At 59.2% G+C, this 21,697-nt stretch carries 19 protein-coding genes; 7 read left to right on the top strand and 12 right to left on the bottom strand.

Features of this window, described 5'->3' with window-relative positions; translation table 11 throughout:
• Positions 1 to 68: 68 nt before the first annotated feature.
• A complete protein-coding gene (locus ACZZ0D_RS18880) occupies positions 69 to 1,049 on the bottom strand; it encodes a TIGR02285 family protein (protein ID WP_463553999.1) in 981 nt (326 codons plus the stop codon).
• Positions 976 to 2,175, bottom strand: coding sequence for a CaiB/BaiF CoA transferase family protein (locus ACZZ0D_RS18875; protein ID WP_212543987.1), 1,200 nt, complete (start codon positions 2,173 to 2,175; stop codon positions 976 to 978). The genes ACZZ0D_RS18880 and ACZZ0D_RS18875 overlap by 74 nt, the downstream gene beginning before the upstream one ends.
• Positions 2,176 to 2,321: 146 nt before the next feature.
• Between ACZZ0D_RS18875 and ACZZ0D_RS18870 the strand changes: the two genes are divergently transcribed.
• The 3 genes from ACZZ0D_RS18870 to ACZZ0D_RS18860 all read left to right on the top strand — a co-directional run bounded on the left by ACZZ0D_RS18870 (position 2,322) and on the right by ACZZ0D_RS18860 (position 6,004).
• On the top strand, positions 2,322 to 2,864 hold the full coding sequence (locus ACZZ0D_RS18870) for a YaeQ family protein (protein ID WP_007908961.1): 543 nt from the start codon (positions 2,322 to 2,324) through the stop codon (positions 2,862 to 2,864).
• Positions 2,865 to 2,919: 55 nt separating this feature from the next.
• Entirely contained in the window at positions 2,920 to 4,629 is a 1,710-nt protein-coding gene (recJ, locus tag ACZZ0D_RS18865; protein WP_463553998.1) for a single-stranded-DNA-specific exonuclease RecJ, read from the top strand.
• A 268-nt stretch (positions 4,630 to 4,897) separates the two neighbouring features.
• On the top strand, positions 4,898 to 6,004 hold the full coding sequence (locus ACZZ0D_RS18860; protein WP_463553997.1) for an NADH:flavin oxidoreductase/NADH oxidase: 1,107 nt from the start codon (positions 4,898 to 4,900) through the stop codon (positions 6,002 to 6,004).
• A gap of 178 nt (positions 6,005 to 6,182) precedes the next feature.
• On the opposite strand, the gene ACZZ0D_RS18855 is transcribed toward ACZZ0D_RS18860, so the two are convergent.
• Positions 6,183 to 7,811 (bottom strand): glucan biosynthesis protein D, encoded by a 1,629-nt coding sequence (locus tag ACZZ0D_RS18855; protein WP_463553996.1) that lies wholly within the window; start codon positions 7,809 to 7,811, stop codon positions 6,183 to 6,185.
• 403 nt (positions 7,812 to 8,214) lie between these two features.
• On the opposite strand from ACZZ0D_RS18855, the gene ACZZ0D_RS18850 reads away from it, so the two are divergent.
• Positions 8,215 to 8,400: a hypothetical protein gene (locus tag ACZZ0D_RS18850; RefSeq protein ID WP_008081608.1), complete on the top strand. Its 186-nt coding sequence runs from the start codon at positions 8,215 to 8,217 to the stop codon at positions 8,398 to 8,400.
• Between the two features lie 190 nt (positions 8,401 to 8,590).
• Here the strand turns inward: ACZZ0D_RS18850 and ACZZ0D_RS18845 are convergent, their stop codons facing one another.
• On the bottom strand, positions 8,591 to 9,103 hold the full coding sequence (locus tag ACZZ0D_RS18845; RefSeq protein ID WP_463553995.1) for a BRO-N domain-containing protein: 513 nt from the start codon (positions 9,101 to 9,103) through the stop codon (positions 8,591 to 8,593).
• 346 nt (positions 9,104 to 9,449) lie between these two features.
• On the opposite strand from ACZZ0D_RS18845, the gene ACZZ0D_RS18840 reads away from it, so the two are divergent.
• Together ACZZ0D_RS18840 and ACZZ0D_RS18835 are read left to right on the top strand one after the other, a co-directional pair.
• Positions 9,450 to 10,031: a ComF family protein gene (locus ACZZ0D_RS18840; protein WP_463553994.1), complete on the top strand. Its 582-nt coding sequence runs from the start codon at positions 9,450 to 9,452 to the stop codon at positions 10,029 to 10,031.
• Between the two features lie 5 nt (positions 10,032 to 10,036).
• Positions 10,037 to 10,594, top strand: coding sequence for a hypothetical protein (locus ACZZ0D_RS18835; protein WP_098967395.1), 558 nt, complete (start codon positions 10,037 to 10,039; stop codon positions 10,592 to 10,594).
• A gap of 58 nt (positions 10,595 to 10,652) precedes the next feature.
• On the opposite strand, the gene ACZZ0D_RS18830 is transcribed toward ACZZ0D_RS18835, so the two are convergent.
• The 8 genes from ACZZ0D_RS18830 to ACZZ0D_RS18795 all read right to left on the bottom strand — a co-directional run bounded on the left by ACZZ0D_RS18830 (position 10,653) and on the right by ACZZ0D_RS18795 (position 20,748).
• Entirely contained in the window at positions 10,653 to 12,137 is a 1,485-nt protein-coding gene (locus tag ACZZ0D_RS18830; RefSeq protein ID WP_007908950.1) for an APC family permease, read from the bottom strand.
• Positions 12,138 to 12,358: 221 nt separating this feature from the next.
• A complete protein-coding gene (locus tag ACZZ0D_RS18825; protein ID WP_463553993.1) occupies positions 12,359 to 13,783 on the bottom strand; it encodes a gamma-aminobutyraldehyde dehydrogenase in 1,425 nt (474 codons plus the stop codon).
• 169 nt (positions 13,784 to 13,952) lie between these two features.
• Positions 13,953 to 14,777, bottom strand: coding sequence for an ABC transporter permease (locus ACZZ0D_RS18820; RefSeq protein ID WP_463553992.1), 825 nt, complete (start codon positions 14,775 to 14,777; stop codon positions 13,953 to 13,955).
• Entirely contained in the window at positions 14,767 to 15,687 is a 921-nt protein-coding gene (locus ACZZ0D_RS18815; protein WP_007908947.1) for an ABC transporter permease, read from the bottom strand. Before ACZZ0D_RS18815 ends, ACZZ0D_RS18820 begins: the two co-directional genes overlap by 11 nt.
• A 16-nt stretch (positions 15,688 to 15,703) precedes the next feature.
• Positions 15,704 to 16,741: an ABC transporter ATP-binding protein gene (locus ACZZ0D_RS18810; protein ID WP_159813813.1), complete on the bottom strand. Its 1,038-nt coding sequence runs from the start codon at positions 16,739 to 16,741 to the stop codon at positions 15,704 to 15,706.
• Positions 16,742 to 17,009: 268 nt separating this feature from the next.
• Entirely contained in the window at positions 17,010 to 18,161 is a 1,152-nt protein-coding gene (ydcS, locus tag ACZZ0D_RS18805; RefSeq protein WP_426618341.1) for a putative ABC transporter substrate-binding protein YdcS, read from the bottom strand.
• 83 nt (positions 18,162 to 18,244) lie between these two features.
• Entirely contained in the window at positions 18,245 to 19,702 is a 1,458-nt protein-coding gene (locus ACZZ0D_RS18800) for a gamma-aminobutyraldehyde dehydrogenase (protein ID WP_463554820.1), read from the bottom strand.
• 131 nt (positions 19,703 to 19,833) lie between these two features.
• Entirely contained in the window at positions 19,834 to 20,748 is a 915-nt protein-coding gene (locus ACZZ0D_RS18795) for a LysR family transcriptional regulator (protein WP_007967749.1), read from the bottom strand.
• A 176-nt stretch (positions 20,749 to 20,924) separates the two neighbouring features.
• Here ACZZ0D_RS18795 and ACZZ0D_RS18790 point away from each other — a divergent pair, with 176 nt between their 5' ends.
• Positions 20,925 to 21,647, top strand: coding sequence for a tellurite resistance TerB family protein (locus ACZZ0D_RS18790; RefSeq protein WP_212543980.1), 723 nt, complete (start codon positions 20,925 to 20,927; stop codon positions 21,645 to 21,647).
• Positions 21,648 to 21,697: the final 50 nt, after the last annotated feature.

Below are 21,697 nucleotides of genomic sequence, written 5' to 3'. Positions count from 1 at the left end.
TTATGTAGGCCACGTTTAACCCCGAGTCGTTTCCCCACTTCTCGGGGTTTCTTTTGTCTGGCGTTTGCCTATTGCGCGGCTTGCTGCTCGAAAAACGTCCGCGCCTGCTGCAGATAATCCGCTTGTCGTTCGGGATCCAGCCACGCCGCGTAGAGTTGATTCAAATGCTCGTGGGGCAGGGTGCGCAGCAGTTGGTTGATTTCGCTGATGGCCTGACGGCCCTGCGTGGTGTCGGAACAAGCGACATAGCCTGAGAGATATTTCTCGGTGCCGCGAATCGAATAGAACTCCAGCTCATCTTCCGGAATTTGTGCCTGTTTCGCCTGATAGCGGATCTCTGGCCAATAGCCGAGCACCACCTGTAATCGGTTCAGCCGCTGCATCGACAGCAAATTGCTCAATGCATCGTTGCCGTAGTGCGGGGTCAATGCGCCGCTGGGGGCGTGGCGCAACAGTCCGTCGATGTATTCGCCGTAACTGCGTTCGGCAACTACGCCGACTTTTCGCTCACCACTGGCCAGCAGCGCAGAAAAATCCACCGCACCGTCCACCAGATACGGTTCGAGTACCGCGCGATCTTTCTGACGCACCACCAGGCCATTGGCTACAGCGCGAATCGCCGGAATCGAATACGCCACCCACTGCGCGCGCTCCTTGTTCCACAGCAGCGCGGGGTCACAGGCGAAAGGGTTTTCGTGAAGCATCTGCAAACCACGCGCACGGTTGACGCGCATGATCTTGTGTTCGTATTGCGGCATGCCGGCAATCAGTTGCGGCATCAAATGATCGATCACGCCCTGACCCTTTTTCGGGCCTTCGAAAATCGTCATCGGTGGCAAGTCGCGCAGCAACCAGATCAACGTTGGCTTGGCCTGCGCCCACGTTGGCGAGGCCAGCAAAAACAACAGGCCGAACAGACGCCACGTCCACCATTGGTGAGTGCGGTTGGCGTCTGAGGGATGCAGGTTTTTCAGCTTAAATGGCTCCGTCTTCGCGCAATCTAGCGATCTGCTGTGCGTCGTAACCGAGGTCGGCGAGCACCTGCGCATTGTGTTCACCCAGCGTCGGCCCGACCCATTCGGAACTGCCTGGCGTCTCGGAAAGTTTCGGCACGATACCCGGCATCTTGAAGTCCTTGCCGTCCGGCAACTTGGCGGACAGGAACATCTCCCGGGCGAGGTATTGCGGGTCGCTGAACATGTCTTCGGCGCTGAAAATGCGGCTGACCGGTACTTCGGCCTGATTGAGCAGATCGAGCACCGTTTGCAGCGGCTGCGAATTGACCCAGCGATCGATCACGCCATACAACTCGTCGCGGCGACTGTCGCGCCCGTCGTTGCTGGCCAGCATCGGGTCATTAGCCAGATCTTCGCGGCCGATAATCAACATGAAACGCTTGAAGATCGCATCGCCATTGGCGCCGATCTGCACGTGCTTGCCGTCGGCGCTGGTGTGGATCGAGGAAGGTGTGATGCCGGGCATGATGTTGCCGGTGCGCTCGCGGATAAAACCGAACACGTCGAACTCCGGCACCATGCTTTCCATCATCGCGAAAATAGCTTCGTACAAGGCCACATCGACCACTTGGCCGAGCCCGCCGTTGACCTCACGATGACGCAGCGCCATCAGTGCGCCGATCACGCCCCACAGCGCGGCAATCGAATCGCCGATGGAAATCCCGGTGCGCACGGGCGGGCGGTCTTCAAAACCGGTGATGTAGCGCAAACCGCCCATGGATTCACCAACCGCGCCGAAACCTGGCTGATCTTTCATCGGCCCGGTCTGGCCGAAACCGGACAGACGCACCATCACCAGTTTCGGGTTCAGAGCGTGCAGGGTTTCCCAACTCAGGCCGAGTTTTTCCAGCACACCGGGGCGAAAGTTCTCGATGAGGATGTCGGCTTCACTGAGCAGTTTTTTCAGAATCGCCAAACCGTCGGGGTGTTTCAGATTCAGCGTCAGCGACTTCTTGTTGCGCGCCTGGACGAACCACCACAGGGACGTGCCTTCATACATTTTTCGCCATTTGCGCAGCGGATCACCGCCGTCCGGCGATTCGATCTTGATCACTTCAGCGCCGAACTCGCCGCAAATACGCGAGGCAAACGGCCCGGCAATCAACGTACCCAATTCAATGACTTTCACACCGCTGAGCGGCTTGTTGGAAAACGGCATGCTGAATCCTGTAGGACAAGGCTGTGCGGATACAGCGTTTTAACATAGCCGGCTGTCAGACGCCGCAGGTTGATCGCCATCAATTCGATGATTGCCTACCGCATCGGTTAGACTTGCCGCCTTTCCTCGTATCAAGAAGCCCGTTCATGGCCCAGCCGTCCACTACCTACAAATTTGAACTGAATCTCACCGACCTCGACCGCAGTGTCTACGAGAGCGTCAAGCAGACCATCGCCCGTCACCCTTCGGAAACCGAAGAGCGCATGACCGTGCGGCTGCTGGCCTACGCCCTCTGGTACAACGAGCAGTTGTCGTTTGGTCGCGGTCTGTCAGACGTGGATGAACCTGCGCTGTGGGAAAAGAGCCTGGACGATCGCGTTCTGCACTGGATCGAAGTCGGCCAGCCAGACGCCGATCGCCTGACCTGGTGCTCGCGTCGCACCGAGCGCACCAGCCTGCTGGCCTACGGCAGCCTGCGCGTTTGGGAAACCAAAGTGATCCCGGCGATCAAGAACCTGAAAAACGTCAATATCGCCGCCGTCCCGCAGGAAGTTCTGGAAACCCTGGCCAAAGATATGCCCCGCGTTATCAAGTGGGACGTGATGATCAGCGAAGGGACGATCTTCGTCACCGACGACCGTGGTCAGCACGAAGTCCAGTTGCAATGGCTGCAAGGTGAGCGCGGCTGATCCCGCGCCTGTAGCTGATTAATCCCACGTATTAAAGAGAAGTCTCCGTCACCCCATGCGTATCGAACCTCGCCAACTGCCTGCCACTCTGCCGTTTCTCGGTGATATTCCGCCGCTGCTGACCCGCCTGTATGCGGCGCGGGGCGTGCAGTCCGAGGCAGAACTGGACAAGAGCCTGGCGCGGTTGATCCCGTTCCAGCAGCTCAAGGGCATTGATGCGGCGGTGGACTTGCTGGTGACGGCGCTGGAGCAACGCCAGCGCATCCTCATCGTCGGCGACTTCGATGCGGACGGCGCGACGGCCAGCACGGTCGGCATGCTTGGCTTGCGTTTGCTCGGTGCGGCGCACGTCGATTATCTGGTGCCGAACCGCTTTGAATATGGCTACGGCCTGACCCCGGAAATCGTCGAAGTCGCTTTGACTCGCGAGCCGCATTTGCTGGTCACTGTCGACAACGGTATTTCCAGCGTCGAAGGTGTTGCGGCGGCGAAAAAGGCTGGCCTCAAGGTCTTGATCACCGATCACCACTTGCCCGGCGAAGAGCTGCCGCAGGCCGATGCGCTGGTCAATCCGAACCAGCCTGGCTGCGAGTTTCCGAGCAAGGCACTGGCCGGCGTCGGCGTAATTTTTTATGTGTTGATGGCGTTGCGTGCGCGTTTGCGCAGCCTCGGCTGGTACGAGAACAAGCCGCAGCCGAACATCGGTGAACTGCTTGATCTGGTGGCACTGGGCAGCGTTGCCGACGTGGTGCCGCTGGACGCCAACAACCGGATTCTGGTGCATCAAGGCCTTGAACGCATTCGCGCCGGTCGCGCACGGCCGGGGATCAAAGCGATCCTTGAAGTGGCCAAGCGTGACGCCACCCGCATCACGTCCACCGATCTCGGTTTTATCGTCGGCCCGCGCCTGAACGCTGCCGGGCGTCTGGATGACATGAGTCTGGGCATCGAATGCCTGCTCACTGCCGACGCCAGCAAGGCCCAGGAAATGGCCGCGCAACTGGACGGCATGAACCAGGATCGCAAATCCATCGAGCAGGGCATGCAGCGTGAAGCGCTGGCGCAGCTCAAGGATTTGCCGGTGGAGTCGATGCCGTTTGGTCTGTGCCTGTTCGATCCGGAGTGGCACCAAGGCGTGATCGGTATCCTCGCATCACGGATGAAAGAACGTTACTTCCGTCCGACCATTGCCTTCGCTGATGCCGGTGATGGCCTGCTCAAAGGCTCGGGGCGTTCGGTGCAGGGCTTCCATATTCGTGATGCGCTGAGCGTTGTTGCAGCGCAGCATCCGACCCTGATCGCCAAGTACGGCGGCCACGCGATGGCCGCCGGTCTGACCTTGCCACAAGAGAATTTTCCGCTGTTCGCCGAGGCCTTTGACGCTGAAGTGCGTAGGCAACTTCGCGAGGAAGACCTGACCGGGCGCATGCTCTCGGACGGCACGCTGGCGGTGGAGGAATTCCACCTCGAACTGGCTCGCGCCCTGCGCCATGCCGGGCCTTGGGGGCAGCATTTTCCTGAGCCGCTGTTTCACGGGGTGTTTCAGTTGGTTGAGCAGCGGGTGGTCGGTGAGCGGCATTTGAAAGTGGTGCTGAAGAGCGAGTGTGGCTCGGTGAAGCTGGATGGCATCGCGTTTGGGATTGACCGGGATATCTGGCCGAATCCGACGATCAAGTGGGTTGAGCTCGCCTATAAGCTCGACGTTAACGAGTTTCGGGGTAATGAGACCGTTCAGTTGATGATTGCCCATATCGAACCGCGCTGACGCCTTCGCGAGCAAGCCCGCTCCCACAGGAGAATGCATTCCAAATGTGGGAGCGGGCTTGCTCGCGAAAGCATCCTTTCACACGCTGAATCACTCTGAACCCTCCTTTCCCTCCCGTTGTCGACTAGGCTCTAAGCACTGCTTGATTGGCCTTGTGACGTCTTGTCGATTTTTTTGCCCGCGGGGGCGGGTGCTGCACCTTTTCCTGTCACTCGTCGACTATTCAAACAGAACCCTGGAGCCTGCCCACTGATTTGAGAGGTGCCCCATGAGTCTGCTGCTTGAACCCTTCACCCTTCGCCAACTGACCCTTCCAAACCGCATCGCCGTCTCGCCGATGTGCCAGTACTCCAGCGTCGACGGCCTGGCCAACGACTGGCACCTGGTACACCTCGGCAGCCGCGCGGTGGGCGGCGCCGGTCTGGTATTTACCGAAGCCACGGCGGTGACCGCCGACGGGCGGATCACCGCCGAAGACCTTGGCCTGTGGAACGACGAACAAATTGAGCCGCTGCAACGCATCACTCGCTTCATTACCTCCCAAGGCGCGGTCGCCGGCATTCAACTGGCCCACGCCGGGCGCAAGGCCAGCACCCATCGGCCGTGGCTCGGCAAGCATGGCAGCGTCAAACCCGATGATGGCGGCTGGACTTCGGTCGGGCCCTCGCCGATTGCCTTTGACCCGCAACACACGCAGCCGAAACAGCTTGATGAAGGGCAGATTGCCGACGTCATTCAGGCGTTTGTCGATGCCGCGAAACGCGCGCTCAAGGCCGGCTTCAGTGTGGTTGAGGTGCATGCGGCGCATGGGTATCTGCTGCATCAGTTTCTCTCGCCGTTGAGCAACCAGCGCCGCGATCAATACGGTGGCTCATTTGAAAATCGTATTCGTCTGGTGCTGCAAGTGACTGAGGCAGTGCGGGCGGTTTGGCCGGAAGAGTTGCCGTTATTTGTTCGCGTATCGGCCACCGACTGGGTGGAGGACGGCTGGAATCCGGATGAAACCGTCGAGCTGGCGCGACGGCTGCACACGCTTGGCGCGGATTTGATCGACGTATCTTCGGGTGGCACCGCAGCGAATGCCGAAATCCCCGTCGGGCCGGGTTATCAGACGCGCTTCGCCGAACGAGTACGCAAAGAGTCAGGCATCGCCACCGGCACCGTGGGAATGATTACCGAGCCGGCGCAGGCCGAGCACATTCTGCGCACCTGTCAGGCCGACATCATCTTCCTCGCCCGCGAGCTGCTGCGTGATCCGTACTGGCCGCTGCATGCCGACGATGATCTGGGTGGACGCAAAGCGGTGTGGCCGGCGCAGTATCAGCGCGCGACGCATCGGGATCAGCCGATTCATGAGTCTGATTTGCGCGATTGAGTCAATAGCGATAAAGCAAAAAGCCCCGGTCAGTGATGGCCGGGGCGTTTTTCTGGTGAGTGGATTTGTGTTGATTGGGCGGACGCTTTCGCGAGCAAGCCCGCTCCCACAGGGAAATGCATTTCAAGTGTGGGAGCGGGCTTGCTCGCGAAGAGGCCCGTGAGGCGCTACATAATTATCAAGGATATTTGCGCTTATCCGGCGCCGGCGGGAAGTACTGGTACAACCACGTCTCGCTCAACGTGCGATCGTTGGTGCGAATAAATAACCGCAGCTCCACCGGCTCAACGCTGTCACTGGTCGGGTACCAGTCAAACAGAATCCGGTAACCCTTGATGTCATCCAGCACCAGCACGCTGAAATCCTGCACCTTGCCGTTCGAGCACGTCACCACCGGCTCAATCCCGGTGCCCTGTGGCAATCGATCCAGGCCGCCACCCGTGAAATCCACAGCAAAACGACGCGCCCAGACCGGCGGATAATGCTCGCCCGGTGCCCAGCCCTCAACGAAACCGCCCATCCCGGAACGAGTTGCCTGCACCCGCGCCAACGGCGTGCTCACCGGCGGCAAAGCGCTCCAGTAGAGTTTGTAGCCGTAGTTCAGCGAATCCCCGGCAGCCACCGGTTTCTTCGGTGTCCAGAACGCGACGATATTATCGAGCGTCTCGCCGGTGGTAGGAATTTCCAGCAGATCGATAGAGCCCTCGCCCCACGCGGTGGTCGGTTCGACCCACAGGCTCGGACGCTTGCTGTACCAGTCGACGGTGTCCTGATAGTTGGCGAACTCATGGTCGGTCTGCACCAGGCCGAAACCTTTCGGATCGGTATCGGCAAACGCGTTGAATTGCAGAGTCGCCGGGTTGTTCAGCGGACGGCAGATCCACTCGCCGTTGCCGCGCCACATGGCCAGGCGATCCGAATCATGGATTTGCGGGTGGATGGTGTCGCACATGCGCCGTTCGTGGTTGCCGCAGCTGAACATGCTGGTCATCGGCGAGATGCCCAGTTGCTCGATGGCGGTGCGCGCGTTGATGTGCGCGTCGATCTCCATCACCACGCGCTCGGCCTGGCAATCGATGTCGAAGCGATACGCGCCGGTCGCACTCGGCGAGTCGAGCAGGGCATAGACCACAAAACGCGTGGCGTTCTGATCCGGGGTCTCGAACCAGAACTTGGTGAAGTCAGGGAATTCTTCGCGCTTCTTGGCGTAAGTGTCGATCGCCAGACCGCGCGCGGAGAGGCCATATTGGCCAGTCGCATCCACCGCACGGAAATAACTGGCGCCGAGGAACGACACCACGTCGTGGCGATCCAGTTCCGGCGCCTTGAACAGCTTGAAGCCGGCAAAACCCAGGTCGCCCTTGAGCTGCTGGGTGTCGACCGAGGTGTTCTCGTAGTTGAACAGCGCCGGGCGGAAATGCACTTCGCGCGCGGTGCGGGTCTTGGGATCGACGCTGTACATGCGCACCGGCTGGCGGAAACCCATGCCGACGTGGAAGAACTGCACGTCGAGCTGGCCCTTGTTTTCCTTCCACAACGAATGATTGCCGTCGTAGCGGATCGCGTTGAAATTCTGCGGCGTCATGGTCGCCAGCGTCGGCGGCAGCACCTGTTTAGTGTCCAGATAGGCACTGCCAGCCAGTTGCTTGGCCTGGCGCTTCAGCGCTTCGAAGTCAAACGCCTGCGCCTCCCCATCAGCGGCGCCGCCATTGGCAGCCCACGCTCGGGTCGCCAGCAGGCCGGTGGCCGAAAGACCGGTGTAAGCCGCAATGGCCATGGACGCTTTGAGCAAATTCCTGCGGTGCATAAATACAACCTGTCGTGTGCAATCCCGCGCCGTTCCTGGCACGTGCTGGATCGAAAATAACGGTTCGGACAAGCCTTCGGCCAAACGCAACGGACTATAAACAGATGCCCGCTAGCTTAAACGGTTCGCTCGCAATGCAAAATTCGTTGATTCACTGCGCCAGTGTGTCAATGAAACAAGACATGTCGGTTAAAAATCTGACAGGACGTTCTGATTTACACGGCATATCTGCTTTTCCTGACTAATTACTCTAAAAACCGCTTTTCAGCGCCGAATTTATTTCTATTCTATGGGCATGGCCGGCGCGATCCATTTGGCCGGCAGGGCACACGGCGCTGCTGTAAGGGGCAGGGCGATGTGGTGTTTAAGCAATTCTTTGCAGTACTAGAGAAGGACATCGTCCATGGCAAAAATACAAGGCATCACCGACATGCTGGGCATCTTCCCCTGCCTGGGCAGCGGACGCAGAAGGCGTCGGTTGAGCTCTGAGGAACTGAAACTGGTGGAGCGCTATCGCGAGCTTTCGGAAAGTGACCGGATTGCGATGCGCTATCTGGTGGATGCGATGCGGAGTGTTTCGCGGTTTTAACGCTGGGGCGGCCAGCGTGAAAGCCATTTGGCTTTTACGGTGGCCAGATCAATCAACCTACGAGTAACCCTGTGGCGAGGGAGCTTGCTCCCGCTGGACCGCGCAGCAGTCCCCTGCTTTTTTACAAGAGGGGCCGTTACGCGCCCAGCGGGAGCAAGCTCCCTCACCACAGGTTTTTTATTTATGAGCTTTAGCTGCAAGTGCCCAGAACCGGATACGGCCGTTGGCCGTGCATCAACTCTGGAACATCCCGCCATTTGACCCACGCCTGCTGTTGCCAGTGCAGCAGCGGCACGGTGACGCCTGCCCAATGCATTGAGCTCAGGCTCGGGTGGTTTTCCACAGGGCTTGATTGGGTTTCGCGCAGCATAGGGATGACTTCATGGCTCAGCCATTGGCGCAGGTGCCGGTTTTCCGGGACGAAGTGATGGACGAGCAGGGCGAACAGGCCCGATTCGCTGACCATCGCGCAATCGATGATTTCGCCGTCCTTGCGCAGGAAGACATTGCGACGCTGGTCGGGATCGAGTTTCAGGGTGAGGCGTTCGTTCAGTGGGTAACCCATCAAGCGACCGAGATCTTGCACGCAGAACCAGGCTTCGTGGTCTTGCATGAAGGCGTGGAGGAAGCGGTTGTGGCGGGTGAAGATGATGGGGGTGAAGAAAGCAGAGCTTTCAGAAGGAATTTGTACGTCGTTAGGCATTTGTCGACTCCAATATCGAGAATAGAGCCGCCACTCAAATGAGCGCGGTTGCGCCATGTTGATTTTGTTCCGGCTTCGACACCGGGCCGCTGATTTCGCCGCCGAGAGAAAGCCTATCGGCTAGCCACCTACGACGCCAAGTCGGCTCTGTCGATACCTTCTGTAGGAAAGAGGATTTATCTCTGAGAGTCGTCTCTGTAGGAAATGCCTGTTTTTGCACTGGCACCAGCGAGACCACCCCTAACCAGTGTTTTTTTCGTTATTTGTTTGAATCTTGCGCATCGCTGCAGATGCTCGGCCCTTGGTTTCAGGGTTCAAAGGATTGTCACGAATAAAGGAGAATTCAATGAAGGTGTCTCTCAAGCAGATCAACGGCCCATGGGATCAGGGCTGGGTGCTGGACAAACACATGGTAAGTAGTACCTTTCTTGGCAACGATGATCGCGGACACCCATGCTTCGATAATCAGCGTACTGAGATTGGTGAGGCGACCTACCAGCTCAAATACCAGAAGGATTGGACTCAGGTCAGTCCACTTGCCCAGGCAGTAGCGACAATTGTGTTCCCAAAACTGAACCAGGTCGGGTTTGTAGTGCCTATGCCCGCTTCAAATATTCGTCAGCGACAACCGGTGACTGAAGTTGCCCTGGCGTTGGGACGAATTATCGGTCGGCCGGTTTTCACGGATTTGCTTCGAAAAGCGACCACGGGAAAGTCGCTCAAGGATTTACATTCCAAAGCCGACAAGGTTGCCGCGATTGGAGACAGTTTCACTGTCAATGATGAAATCACCACCGATGGATGCTGGAATGTTTTGGTTGTAGATGATTTGTTTGATAGCGGAGCGTCGATGGACGCGGCCTGCGCTGTTCTGCGTAAATATCCGAAAGTAGGGAAAATTTACGTCGCAGCGCTAACTTGGAAGTGAATTCAATGACCACTGTATTTATTGCTGGCTCTATCAACATCAAGAACCTTGATCCGAAGGTTAAAGAGCGCATCAATAATATCGTCGCGTCAGATTTTGAGGTGGTGGTTGGGGATGCAGGTGGCGCCGACACCTCCATTCAGGAGTACCTGCTGAGTCTCGAACGATCCAAAACTACAGTGTTCTGCAGCGGTTCTGCTCCGAGGAATAACCTTGGACAGTGGCCCGCCAGAACAGTCGACTCCAAGCATTCCAAGGGGTCGAGAGCCTTCTTCACCGAGAAAGACGTCGTCATGGCCGAAGCAGCTGACTACGGTTTGATGATCTGGGACGCAAAGAGCACCGGTACGCTCAGTAACGTCATTGAACTGTTGTCGAGAAAGAAGAAGTCGCTTGTTTTCGTCAACAAGGAAAAGGAATTCAAAGTGGTCGGAGACGTCAGTCAGCTCGAAGAATTGATTGCATTCATGTCCGATCACGCCAAGCAAAAAGCCAATGAAAAAATCAAATTGTTCGACCGTATTTCCCTGTTGAAGCACGATCAGGCGGAGCTTTCTTTTTGATGACGTTTCATGGCTTGCCTGAACCCCGGCACCCTGTCGGTGCCGGGATCAAACGCTCTTAGCGACTCACTTTCCACGCATCCCCAGCCGGCGCCTTGCCATGGTCATACGGCTTGCCAATCCACATATAAACCAGCCCTAAACCGATCACGATCGCCGTGCTCAACACCATCGCATAGTTCACATACCACGCCGCATCGGGCGTGCGTGGCCAGGCCATGTTGATGATTGCGCCAACGCCGTACACCAGCGCGCCGATGTTCACCGGCCAGCCCCATGCGCCGAGGGTGAATTTGCCGCTCGGTTTCCAGCCTTTGCTGCGGGCATACAGCGCGGCCAGCACGATCATCTGGAACGCGAGGTAGATGCCGATGGCGGCGAAGCTGACGATGGTGGCCACGGCGTCTTGCAGGAAGAAACCGAGGGCGATGATCAGCGCGGGCAGGACGCCGGACACGAACAGTGCGGCAACCGGTACTTGGGTTGTAGGAGAAATCTTTTTCAGCAGTCGGCTGCCGATGACCATTTCGTCGCGAGCGTAGGAGTACAGCAGACGGCTCGCCGCGGCTTGTAGGCTGATGACGCAGGAGATGAAGGAAATCATCACCACGCCCATCACTACTTTCGAACCGACCGGGCCGAAGGCGTTGTTGAGGATGGTAGTGACCGGGTCTTTGTCGGTGCCGTTGATCACGGCTTGCATGTCCGGCACGGCGAGGATCAGCGCCAGGCAGGCGAACATCGCCGCGATGCCGCCGATGTAGATGGTCATGCGCATGGCCACCGGGATTTTCGCGCTCGGGTTCGGGGTTTCTTCGGCGACGTCGCCGCAGGCCTCGAAGCCGTAGTAGAGGAACATCCCCGCCAGCGACGCGGTGAGGAAGGCCGGCAGGTATGAGCCGTCGACGCTGATGTCGAAGGTGTTGAACAGCACGCTGAGCGGTTGATGGCGTTCGAACACCAACAAGTAAACGCCAACGATCACCGCGCCAACCAGTTCGCAGAGGAAGCCGAACATGGCGATGCGCGCCAGCACTTTGGTGCCGCTGAGGTTGACCAGTGTGGCGAACAGGGTCAGCACCAGGGCGATGACGATGTTGGTGTTGTTGCTTGGCTCGAAACCGAGCATGGCGGCCAGGTACGGGCCAGCGCCGACCGCAACGGCAGCGATGGTCACGCATAGGGCGATGGAGTAAATCCAGCCGACCATCCATGCCCATTTTTTACCGACCAATCGGCGTGCCCAAGGGTAAACGCCGCCGGAGATCGGGAACTGCGAAACCACTTCGCCGAAGATCAGGCACACCAGCAATTGGCCGCAACCGACCAGCAAGTAAGCCCAGAACATCGGTGGGCCGCCAGCGGCGAGGCACAGGCCGAAGAGGGTATAAACCCCTACGACCGGTGACAGATAAGTGAAGCCCAAGGCGAAGTTTTCCCACAGGCTCATGCTGCGGTTGAAATTCGAGGTGTAGCCCAGTTTGCGCAGTTGTTCGGCATCGCTGTCGGCAACGGCTGTGGCGAGATCGGGTGAGGAACTCATGTGTGTTTTGCTCCGTGAAATCGGCAGATTTCGGATGGCCGAGGCCGTGGCGGGGCTTTGTGGGCGCCGCCCGGGTCGGTAGTTATTGTTTTGGGATCCTGGTGGTGCGTAATTGCCGGTTTCCTTCCTGAAACCGGGGTGACGCCTTCGCGAGCAAGCCCGCTCCCACATTTGGAATGCATTCCCCTGTGGGAGCGGGCTTGCTCGCGAAGCTTTTGACCTTAGTGCTTGAACATCACATGCCGAACCGTGGTGTAGTCCTCCAGCCCATACATGGACATGTCCTTCCCGTAACCGGACAATTTCTGACCGCCATGGGGCATTTCGCTGACGAGCATGAAGTGCGTGTTCACCCACGTGCAGCCGTACTGCAAACGAGCTGACATGCGGTGCGCGCGTCCTACATCCGCTGTCCACACCGAGGAGGCGAGGCCGTAGTCCGAATCGTTGGCCCATTCCAGCGCCTGCGCTTCATCGGTGAATTTGGTCACGGAAACCACCGGCCCAAACACTTCGCGGCGAACGATTTCGTCGTCCTGCTGCGCATCGGCCAACACGGTCGGCTCGAAGAAGAAACCATTGCCATCAACAGCCTTGCCGCCAGTGATCAAACGAATGTGCGACTGCGCCACAGCACGCTCGACAAACCCGGCAACACGGTCGCGATGCTGCGCAGTGATCAACGGCCCCAGCTCAGTCGACGGATCATCCTGCAAGCCGTACTTGATGCTGCTGACCGCCGCGCCGAGCTTCTCGACGAACTTGTCGTAGATGCCTTGCTGCGCATAAATCCGGCACGCGGCGGTGCAATCCTGCCCGGCGTTGTAGAAACCAAACGTGCGAATACCTTCCACCGCCGCATCGATATCCGCGTCATCGAAAATGATTACGGGCGCCTTGCCGCCCAGTTCCATGTGCATGCGTTTGACGCTGTCGGCAGTGCTGGAAATGATATTGGCGCCCGTGGCGATGGAGCCGGTTAGCGAGACCATGCGCACTTTCGGATGCGTGACCAACGGACTACCAACGGTAGGCCCACGACCAAACACCAGATTGAGTACACCGGCCGGGAAGATTTCCGACGCCAGTTCGGCCAGGCGCAACGCGGTCAGCGGGGTTTGTTCCGACGGCTTGAGCACCACGGTATTACCGGCGGCCAGCGCCGGGGCGATTTTCCAGGCGACCATCATCAGCGGGTAGTTCCATGGCGCGATCGAGGCGATGACGCCAACCGGATCGCGGCGGATCATCGAGGTGTGGCCGGGCAGGTATTCGCCACCGGCCGAACCGCTCATGCAACGGCTGGCACCGGCGAAGAAACGGAACACGTCGGCAATCGCCGGGATCTCGTCGTTGAGCGCGGCGCTGTAGGGTTTGCCGCAGTTGTCGGATTCGAGTTTGGCCAGCTCTTCGCCGTGGGCTTCGATGGCGTCGGCGAGTTTGAGCAGCAGCAGCGAGCGGTCTTTCGGCGCGGTTTGCGACCAGTCGACGAAGGCGTTGTCGGCGGCGCGCACGGCGGCATCGACCTGGGCTTCAGTGGCTTCGTTGATCTCTACCAGGACTTCGCCACGCGAAGGGTTGAGCACCGGTTGCGCCGGGCCTTCGCCGTTGACCAGTTGGCCGTTGATCAAGAGTTTGGTTTGCATGTCTGTTGTCCTCTTTGCAGCAATTGTTATTTTTCTGAAGAAACCGAAACCCTGTGGGAGCGGGCTTGCTCGCGAAGGCGGTGTGTCAGCCGACATCAATGTTGAATGTCATGGCCTCTTCGCGAGCAAGCCCGCTCCCACAGGGGGATTTTTGGTGTCTGTTGGATATTTATTTGCCGCCGCTGCCGGCGACGCTTTCGCCACCACGCGTCAGGTAATACGCGCCAAGGATCGGCAGCATGGTCACCATCATCACCAGCATCGCGACGACGTTGGTCACCGGCACATCCCGAGGGCGACTCAACTGATTGAGCAGCCACAACGGCAACGTGCGCTCATGCCCGGCGGTGAACGTGGTGACGATGATTTCGTCAAACGACAGCGCAAACGCCAACATGCCGCCCGCCAGTAACGCCGAGCCAAGATTCGGCAGGATGATGTAGCGAAAGGTCTGCCAGCCATCGGCGCCGAGGTCGATCGAGGCCTCGATCAAACTGTGCGAAGTGCGGCGCAGGCGGGCGATGACATTGTTGTAGACGATCACCACGCAGAAGGTCGCGTGGCCGACGATGATGGTGAACATCCCCGGCTCGATCCCCAGGGTTTTAAACGTCGCCAGCAGTGCGATCCCGGTGATGATCCCCGGCAGCGCAATCGGCAAAATCAGCATCAGCGAAATACCCTGTTTGCCGAAGAATTCCCGGCGGTACAAAGCGGCCGATGCGAGTGTGCCAAGCACCATCGCAATCAACGTGGCGATCGCTGCGATCTGCAGTGAGAGCTTGATCGACTCCAGAACATCCGGCCGCGAAAAAGCCACGCTGAACCAGTGCAGCGTGAAGCCCTTCGGCGGAAAGCTGAACGCGGCTTCCTCGGTGTTGAAGGCGTACAGGAAGATGATCAGGATCGGGAAGTGCAAAAACACCAACCCGCCCCACGCTGCGATTTTCAGGCCTAGAGAGGCATGCCCTTGTGATGAAGAGTCAGAGCGCATCGAAAGCCCCCAGTCGTTTGACGATGGACAGGTAAACCGCGATCAACACAATCGGCACCAGCGTGAACGCCGCCGCCATTGGCATATTGCCGATCGCACCTTGCTGCGCGTAGACCATGCTGCCGACGAAGTACCCCGGCGGCCCGACCAGTTGCGGCACGATGAAGTCGCCCAGGGTCAGCGAAAACGTGAAAATCGAACCGGCGGCAATCCCCGGAATCGACAGCGGCAAAATCACCTGCATAAAGGTCTGACGCGGCTTCGCACCAAGGTCAGCGGAGGCCTGCAACAGCGACGGCGGCAAACGTTCCAGTGACGCCTGAATCGGCAGAATCATGAACGGCAGCCAGATGTACACAAACACCATGAATCGCCCCAGATGCGAGGTCGACAGAGTGCTGCCGCCCACCCCGGGAATCCCCAGAATGAACTGCAAAACCGGCTCCAATCCCAGGTGCTGCACGAACCACTGCGCCACGCCGCCCTTGGCCAACAGCAACGTCCACGCATACGCCTTGACGATATAACTGGCCCACATCGGCATCATCACCGCGATGTAGAAAAACGCCTTGGTTTTACCCGTGGTGTAGCGCGCCATGTAGTAGGCGATCGGGAAAGCGACGATGGCGCTGGCGATCGACACAACGATGGCCATGCTCAGCGTGCGCAGGATGATGTCGAAGTTCGACGGCTGAAACAGCGCGGCGAAATTCGCCAGGGTCAGGTCAGGGGTGACCGCCATGGTGAAGTCGTCGAAGGTGTAGAAACCCTGCCACAACAGCACCAGCAGTGAGCCAAGATAGATCGCGCCAAACCACAGCAGCGGCGGCACCAGCAGCATCGACAGATACAGGTTCGGCTTGCGGTAGAGCAGGTTGGAAAACCTGCGCAACGGCGGCGATGCAGTCATCGCGAGCGTGCTCATGTCACACCCCGCTCGCCACGGTGTCATGCAGCGGAATCATCGCTTCCCGCGCCCAACGTGCGCTCAGGCGCTGGCCGGTCTGGTGTTGTGCGCTGCTGTCTATCCACTGGTTGTTGGCGTGGCTGATGCTCAGGGTCTGGCCGTTTTCCAGTTTCAATTCATAGCGCGTGGCGCTGCCCTGATACTGGATATCGTGGAGCAGGCCGCTGACTTCGATTTCGTGGCTGGCGAGTGGGCCTTCGGCGAAACGCACGTGCTCGGGGCGAATCGAAAACGGCTGCGGATGACCGCTGATTTCGCGGGCCAGATCGCCACGAATCACGTTCGAGGTGCCGACGAATTCAGCCACGAATGTCGTGGTCGGTTTCATATACAAATTGCGCGGCGTGTCGACCTGTTCGATGCGGCCCTTGTTGAACACAGCGACGCGATCAGACATCGACAGCGCTTCGGTTTGATCGTGAGTGACGAAGATGAAAGTGATGCCGAGCTGGCGTTGCAGCTTCTTCAATTCGCTTTGCATTTGTTCGCGCAGTTTCAAGTCGAGTGCGCCCAAAGGCTCATCCAGCAACAGTACGCGCGGGCGATTGACCAGGGCGCGGGCGAGGGCGACACGCTGGCGCTGACCGCCGGACAACTGCACCGGTTTACGTGCGCCGTAACCGCCGAGGGCGACCATGTCCAAGGCTTCTTCGGCGCGTTTGTGCCGTTCGGTTTTGCCGACGCCTTTGACCTTCAAACCGTAGGCGACGTTGTCGAGCACGTTCATGTGCGGGAACAGCGCGTAATCCTGAAACACCGTGTTGACGTCGCGTTGATACGGCGGCAGACCGGCTGCTTCAGCACCGTGAATGCGGATCGAGCCAGCGCTCGGTTGTTCGAACCCGGCGATCAGGCGCAAGCAGGTGGTTTTGCCCGAGCCGGAAGGGCCGAGCATGGAAAAGAACTCGCCGTCCTCGATATCGATGGAAACCCGGTCAACGGCTTTTACGTCGCCGAACTGCCGGGAAACGTTGGTGAACTGGACTGCAAGCGTCATGGTGCGGTGCTCCGGTAAAACGGGCTTTCAAAAAAAGTCGTGTGTGCGTGCGAAAAGATCGCAGCCTGCGGCAGCTCCTACAGGAGGTGTGCAGGGCGCTGAGATTGCTTTTAGCTCCCTCTCCCTCCGGGAGAGGGCGGGGGGTGAGGGTGGCGGTTTCGGCCATTGCTCAGAGATCAAGAGCAAACTCAAAAGCTACCCCCTCACCCCAGCCCTCTCCCCCAGGGGGGCGAGGGGGAAAGGGAGCAGACCGCGTCGTTGTCGAGAGCTAGCGGCCGCCCATGATCGCGATGTAGTCCTGAGTCCAGCGGCTATACGGCACAAACTTGCCGCCTTCAGCCTGCGGGGTTTTCCAGAAGGCGATCTTGTCGAACTGGTCGAAACCGTTGGTCTTGCAACCTTCAGCGCCAAGCAACTCGCTGTCCTTGCACGCCGCCGGAACCGCCGGCAACGAACCAAACCACGCCGCCACATCACCCTGGACTTTCGGTTTCAGCGACCAGTCCATCCACTTGTACGCGCAGTTCGGGTGCTTGGCCTCAGCGTGCAACATGGTGGTATCAGCCCAACCCGTGGCGCCTTCTTTCGGAATGGTCGACGCGATCGGCTGCTTCTCGTTCATCAAACCGTTGACCTGATACGGCCACGCGCTCGACGCCACCACGCCTTCGTTTTTGAAGTCGCTCATCTGCACCGTGGTGTCGTGCCAGTAGCGGTGGATCAGCGGCTGCTGCGCGCGCAACAGATCGAGCACGGCTTTGTACTGATCTTCGGTGAGTTGATACGGGTCTTTGATACCCAGTTCAGGCTTGGTCGACTTCAGATACAGCGCCGCATCGGCGATGTAGATCGGGCCGTCATAGGCCTGCACGCGGCCCTTGTTCGGCTTGCCGTCGGGCAGATCCTGCGCGGCGAACACCACGTTCCAGCTGGTCGGCGCGGTTTTGAACACGTTGGTGTTGTACATCAGCACGTTCGGGCCCCACTGGTACGGGGTGCCGTAAGTCTGGTTGTTGACCACGTACCACGGCGCGTCTTTGAGGCGTGGGTCGAGGGTATTCCAGTTCGGGATCAACGCGGTGTTGATCGGTTGCACACGCTTGCCGACGATCAATCGCAACGAGGCATCGCCCGACGCGGTGACCAGGTCGTAACCGCCCTTGGCCATCAGGCTGACCATTTCGTCAGAGGTGGCCGCTGTCTTCACGTTGACCTTGCAGCCGGTTTCCTGCTCGAAACCGGTCACCCAGTCGTAGGCTTTATCGCTCTCGCCACGTTCGATGTAACCCGGCCACGCAACGATATCCAGCTGACCTTCGCCGGCGCCGACGGCCTTCAACGGCTCGGCCGCTTGCAGGCTGGCGCTGGCCAGCAGGGCCGTAGTGATTGCACTGAGCAGTGCGGTCTTGTGCACGAACATGGTTGAACCCTCTTCTTTAAATTATGGTCGGGGCAGTTGTGAACGCGGTGAAGCATGCCGTTGGCGGCTTGTTATTAGCGTAGTCAGAGATGCTGGCCGTGGCGGGCCATGATGTGCCGCACCACGCTGTAGTCCTGCAGCGAATCGCTGGATAAGTCTTTGCCGTAACCCGAACGTTTCAGCCCGCCGTGGGGCATCTCACTGACGAGCATGAAATGGCTATTGATCCACGTGCAGCCGTATTGCAGACGCGCGGCAACCTGCATCGCCTTGTCTAGGTTCTGTGTCCACACCGACGAGGCGAGGCCGTATTCGGAGTCGTTGGCCCAATCCACGGCCTGCGAGAGTTCGTCGAAACGGGTCACGGTGACCACCGGGCCGAACACTTCGCGCTGGACGATTTCGTCGCTCTGTTTGCAACCGGCTAGCAGCGTCGGTTGATAGTAGAAACCGGCACCGGAATGCACGGCTGCACCGGTCACGCGTTCGATGTGCGGCTGACCGAGGGCGCGTTCGACGAAACTGGCGACGCGGTCGCGCTGGCGCGTGCTAATCAGCGGGCCAATCTCGTTGTCGGCATCACGTTTGCCGGCGAAGCGCAGGCTGCTTACGGCGGCGCCGAGTTCGGCGACCAATTTGTCGTGAATCCCGGCCTGCGCGTAGATCCGGCAGGCGGCGGTGCAGTCTTGCCCGGCGTTGTAGTAACCGTAAGTGCGCACGCCGTCGACCACGGCTTGAATGTCGGCGTCGTTGCAGACGATCACCGGGGCCTTGCCGCCGAGTTCGAGGTGCGTGCGTTTCAGGGTTTTCGCTGCGGCCTGGAGGATTTTCTGGCCGGTGACGATATCGCCGGTCAGCGAGACCATGCGCACTTTCGCGTGGCCGACCAAATGGCTGCCGACGCCTTCGCCGCCACCGCAGATGATATTGATCACCCCGCGCGGGAGGATTTCGGCCAGCGCTGGCGCCAGTGCGAGGATCGACAGCGGCGTGTGTTCGGAGGGTTTGAACACCAGCGTGTTGCCGGCGGCGAGGGCCGGGGCGATTTTCCACGCGGCCATCATGATCGGGTAGTTCCACGGCGCAATCGAGGCGACCACGCCAATCGGATCGCGGCGCACCATGCTGGTGTAGCCCGGCAGGTATTCGCCGCTGAGCTGGCCGGTCTGGCAACGCACGGCGCCGGCGAAGAACCGGAAGACATCGACGGTCGCTGTCAGATCGTCCTGACGCGCCAGGTGCAATGGCTTGCCGCAGTTCAGCGATTCGAGGCGGGCGAGGTGGTCGGCGTGTTTTTCGACGGCGTTGGCGATGTCGAGCAATAAGTTCGAACGTTGCTGCGGCGTGGTGCGCGACCATTCGGTGAAGGCGCGGTGGGCGGCGAGGATGGCGGCTTCGACTTGCTCGGTGCTGGCCTCGGCGATGTGGGTGAGGATTTCACCGGTGGCCGGGTTGAGAATTGGCTCGACGAAACCTTCCCCGGCGACCAATTCGCCATCGATCAACAACGCGGTACACATCGGGGTCTGCGCGCCAGCCATTTTCCGCGTTCTCTTTTCTTGTGTGGCCATTGTTGCTCCCTGATATCGGGAGCCGACCGTCTTATAGATGCAGCAAGACTAGTGCGCGGCTCCGAGGTCGACAAATTCTAAATACTGAAGGCAGCATTCGATTAAATAGATGGCTTGCGCCCGCCGTGGGGTTGCTCACGGGCCACAGTGAGAAATGGATCGACGAGAGCGGGGCGCGCGGTGCCACGGCGCCAGGCCAGGCCGACGTCGAGGGTCTGGTTGAGGTCGGCGATGGGCCGCGCTTCGATGATGTCGCCCTCGAGTGACCAAGGGCGATAAGTCATGTCTGGCTGGATCGAAACGCCCAAACCGGCGGCGACCAGACTTCGCACAGCCTCCGTCGATGCGGTTCTCAAAGTGATTTTTGGTTGGAGCCCGGCGCCGCGCCAGAGACGTTGGGCGTTGCGATCCATTTCATCGACGTTGAGTTGAATCAACGGCTCGCGGGCGACATCGGCGAGGTTGATGCTGTCGTGCTCCAGCAGTGGATGCTGGGCCGGGAGCCACAAACGGTGCGGCGAGTGGGTCAGCACTTCGGTCTGCAAGGCGTGGCGATCTTCGAGGTTGGAGAGGATCAACACGCCGACATCGATCTCGCCGCTGACCAACAAATGTTCGATATACGGGCGCTCGTCTTCCATCACCCGAATCTCGACATTCGGGTAAGCACGCTGAAAACGCGTGAGTAAATCTGCCAGGTAATAACCGGCAACCAGACTGGTCACGCCGACGATCAACTGCCCGGCAACTTGGTCGGTGCTCTGTTGCAGACTGCGTTTGGCGTTGTCCACAGTCGCCAGAATCAGGTGTGCCTGACGTAGGAATTGATGACCTTGGTGCGTAAGCGTCATGCCTTTGGCGTGACGGCTGAACAGGCTGACGCCGATTTCCTCTTCCAGTTGCTGGATCGCCAACGTCAGGGTCGATTGAGAAATAAACGCGGTTTGCGCGGCGGCGGAGATCGAGCCGGTCTCGGCCACAGCGATGAAGTGACGAATCTGACGCAGGGTCATCATGACGGGAATACCCAGTGGGCGGTTTTTATAGATGGATCTGAGTGTATATCTATTTTCAAGAAGGCCTGCGGGAGGTGAGCAACATCTGGAAGCACACTCGCAGGCCGGTCACGGGCACTTTCGAACTAGGCTGGAGGCCTTATAGATCCGGATAACCCCTGTTTTGGAGGCGGAACATGAACACCCGTGGATTGCTCGATCAACTACTCAAGTCCGGCCAGGATCTGTTGCAGAACAAGGCCGGTGGTTCGCAGAACAAATCGTCCGGTGGAGGCTTGGGCGGCTTGCTCGGTGGCGCATCTGGCTCCGGTGGCCTCGGCGGCCTGTTGTCAGGCGCGGGTGGCGGAGCGCTGGCGGCTGGCGCGATGGGCCTGCTGCTCGGTAACAAGAAAGTGCGCAAGGTCGGCGGCAAAGTCGCGATCTACGGCGGCCTCGCGGCGTTGGGCGTGCTGGCTTACAAGGCTTATGGCAACTACAACGCGCAGAAAGGCATCGCGCCGCAAACTGAACCGCAGACGATCGACCGTCTGCCAGCGGCGCAAGTCGAACAACACAGTCAGGCGATTCTCAAAGCACTGGTCGCCGCCGCCAAGGCTGACGGCCACATCGATGATCGTGAGCGCCAGTTGATCGAAGGTGAATTCACCAAACTCGACAACGATCAGGAACTGCAACACTGGCTGCACGCTGAACTCAACAAACCTCTGGATCCCACCGACGTCGCCCGCGCCGCGAGTACCCCGGAAATGGCCGCAGAGATGTACATCGCCAGCGTGATGCTGGTGGACGAAGAGAACTTCATGGAGAAGTCGTACCTGGATGAACTGGCGCGACAGTTGAAGCTGGAGCCCGGTCTGAAAATCGAACTCGAGAAGCAGGTACGCCAGGCGTTGACTTGAATCTTGTGGCCAGCACAGTCCCAAGCCCGGCCACCGTCCCCTGTGGGAGC

This window comes from Pseudomonas sp. AC193, assembly GCF_979258075.1.
This window is presented reverse-complemented; position numbering and strand designations above follow the sequence as displayed.

Excerpts from the sequence above, each read along its gene's own strand:
- ACZZ0D_RS18870 (WP_007908961.1), top strand. The coding sequence starts at position 2,322 with ATGGCCCAGCCGTCCACTACCTACAAATTTGAACTGAATCTCACCGAC.
- ydcS (WP_426618341.1), bottom strand. The coding sequence starts at position 18,161 with ATGTTCGTGCACAAGACCGCACTGCTCAGTGCAATCACTACGGCCCTG.
- ACZZ0D_RS18825 (WP_463553993.1), bottom strand. The coding sequence starts at position 13,783 with ATGCAAACCAAACTCTTGATCAACGGCCAACTGGTCAACGGCGAAGGC.
- recJ (WP_463553998.1), top strand. The coding sequence starts at position 2,920 with ATGCGTATCGAACCTCGCCAACTGCCTGCCACTCTGCCGTTTCTCGGT.
- ACZZ0D_RS18800 (WP_463554820.1), bottom strand. The coding sequence starts at position 19,702 with ATGGCTGGCGCGCAGACCCCGATGTGTACCGCGTTGTTGATCGATGGC.
- ACZZ0D_RS18875 (WP_212543987.1), bottom strand. The coding sequence starts at position 2,175 with ATGCCGTTTTCCAACAAGCCGCTCAGCGGTGTGAAAGTCATTGAATTG.
- ACZZ0D_RS18815 (WP_007908947.1), bottom strand. The coding sequence starts at position 15,687 with ATGACTGCATCGCCGCCGTTGCGCAGGTTTTCCAACCTGCTCTACCGC.
- ACZZ0D_RS18820 (WP_463553992.1), bottom strand. The coding sequence starts at position 14,777 with ATGCGCTCTGACTCTTCATCACAAGGGCATGCCTCTCTAGGCCTGAAA.
- ACZZ0D_RS18880 (WP_463553999.1), bottom strand. The coding sequence starts at position 1,049 with ATGCGCAGGTGCTCGCCGACCTCGGTTACGACGCACAGCAGATCGCTA.
- ACZZ0D_RS18835 (WP_098967395.1), top strand. The coding sequence starts at position 10,037 with ATGACCACTGTATTTATTGCTGGCTCTATCAACATCAAGAACCTTGAT.
- ACZZ0D_RS18850 (WP_008081608.1), top strand. The coding sequence starts at position 8,215 with ATGGCAAAAATACAAGGCATCACCGACATGCTGGGCATCTTCCCCTGC.
- ACZZ0D_RS18840 (WP_463553994.1), top strand. The coding sequence starts at position 9,450 with ATGAAGGTGTCTCTCAAGCAGATCAACGGCCCATGGGATCAGGGCTGG.
- ACZZ0D_RS18860 (WP_463553997.1), top strand. The coding sequence starts at position 4,898 with ATGAGTCTGCTGCTTGAACCCTTCACCCTTCGCCAACTGACCCTTCCA.
- ACZZ0D_RS18810 (WP_159813813.1), bottom strand. The coding sequence starts at position 16,741 with ATGACGCTTGCAGTCCAGTTCACCAACGTTTCCCGGCAGTTCGGCGAC.
- ACZZ0D_RS18790 (WP_212543980.1), top strand. The coding sequence starts at position 20,925 with ATGAACACCCGTGGATTGCTCGATCAACTACTCAAGTCCGGCCAGGAT.
- ACZZ0D_RS18830 (WP_007908950.1), bottom strand. The coding sequence starts at position 12,137 with ATGAGTTCCTCACCCGATCTCGCCACAGCCGTTGCCGACAGCGATGCC.
- ACZZ0D_RS18845 (WP_463553995.1), bottom strand. The coding sequence starts at position 9,103 with ATGCCTAACGACGTACAAATTCCTTCTGAAAGCTCTGCTTTCTTCACC.
- ACZZ0D_RS18795 (WP_007967749.1), bottom strand. The coding sequence starts at position 20,748 with ATGATGACCCTGCGTCAGATTCGTCACTTCATCGCTGTGGCCGAGACC.
- ACZZ0D_RS18855 (WP_463553996.1), bottom strand. The coding sequence starts at position 7,811 with ATGCACCGCAGGAATTTGCTCAAAGCGTCCATGGCCATTGCGGCTTAC.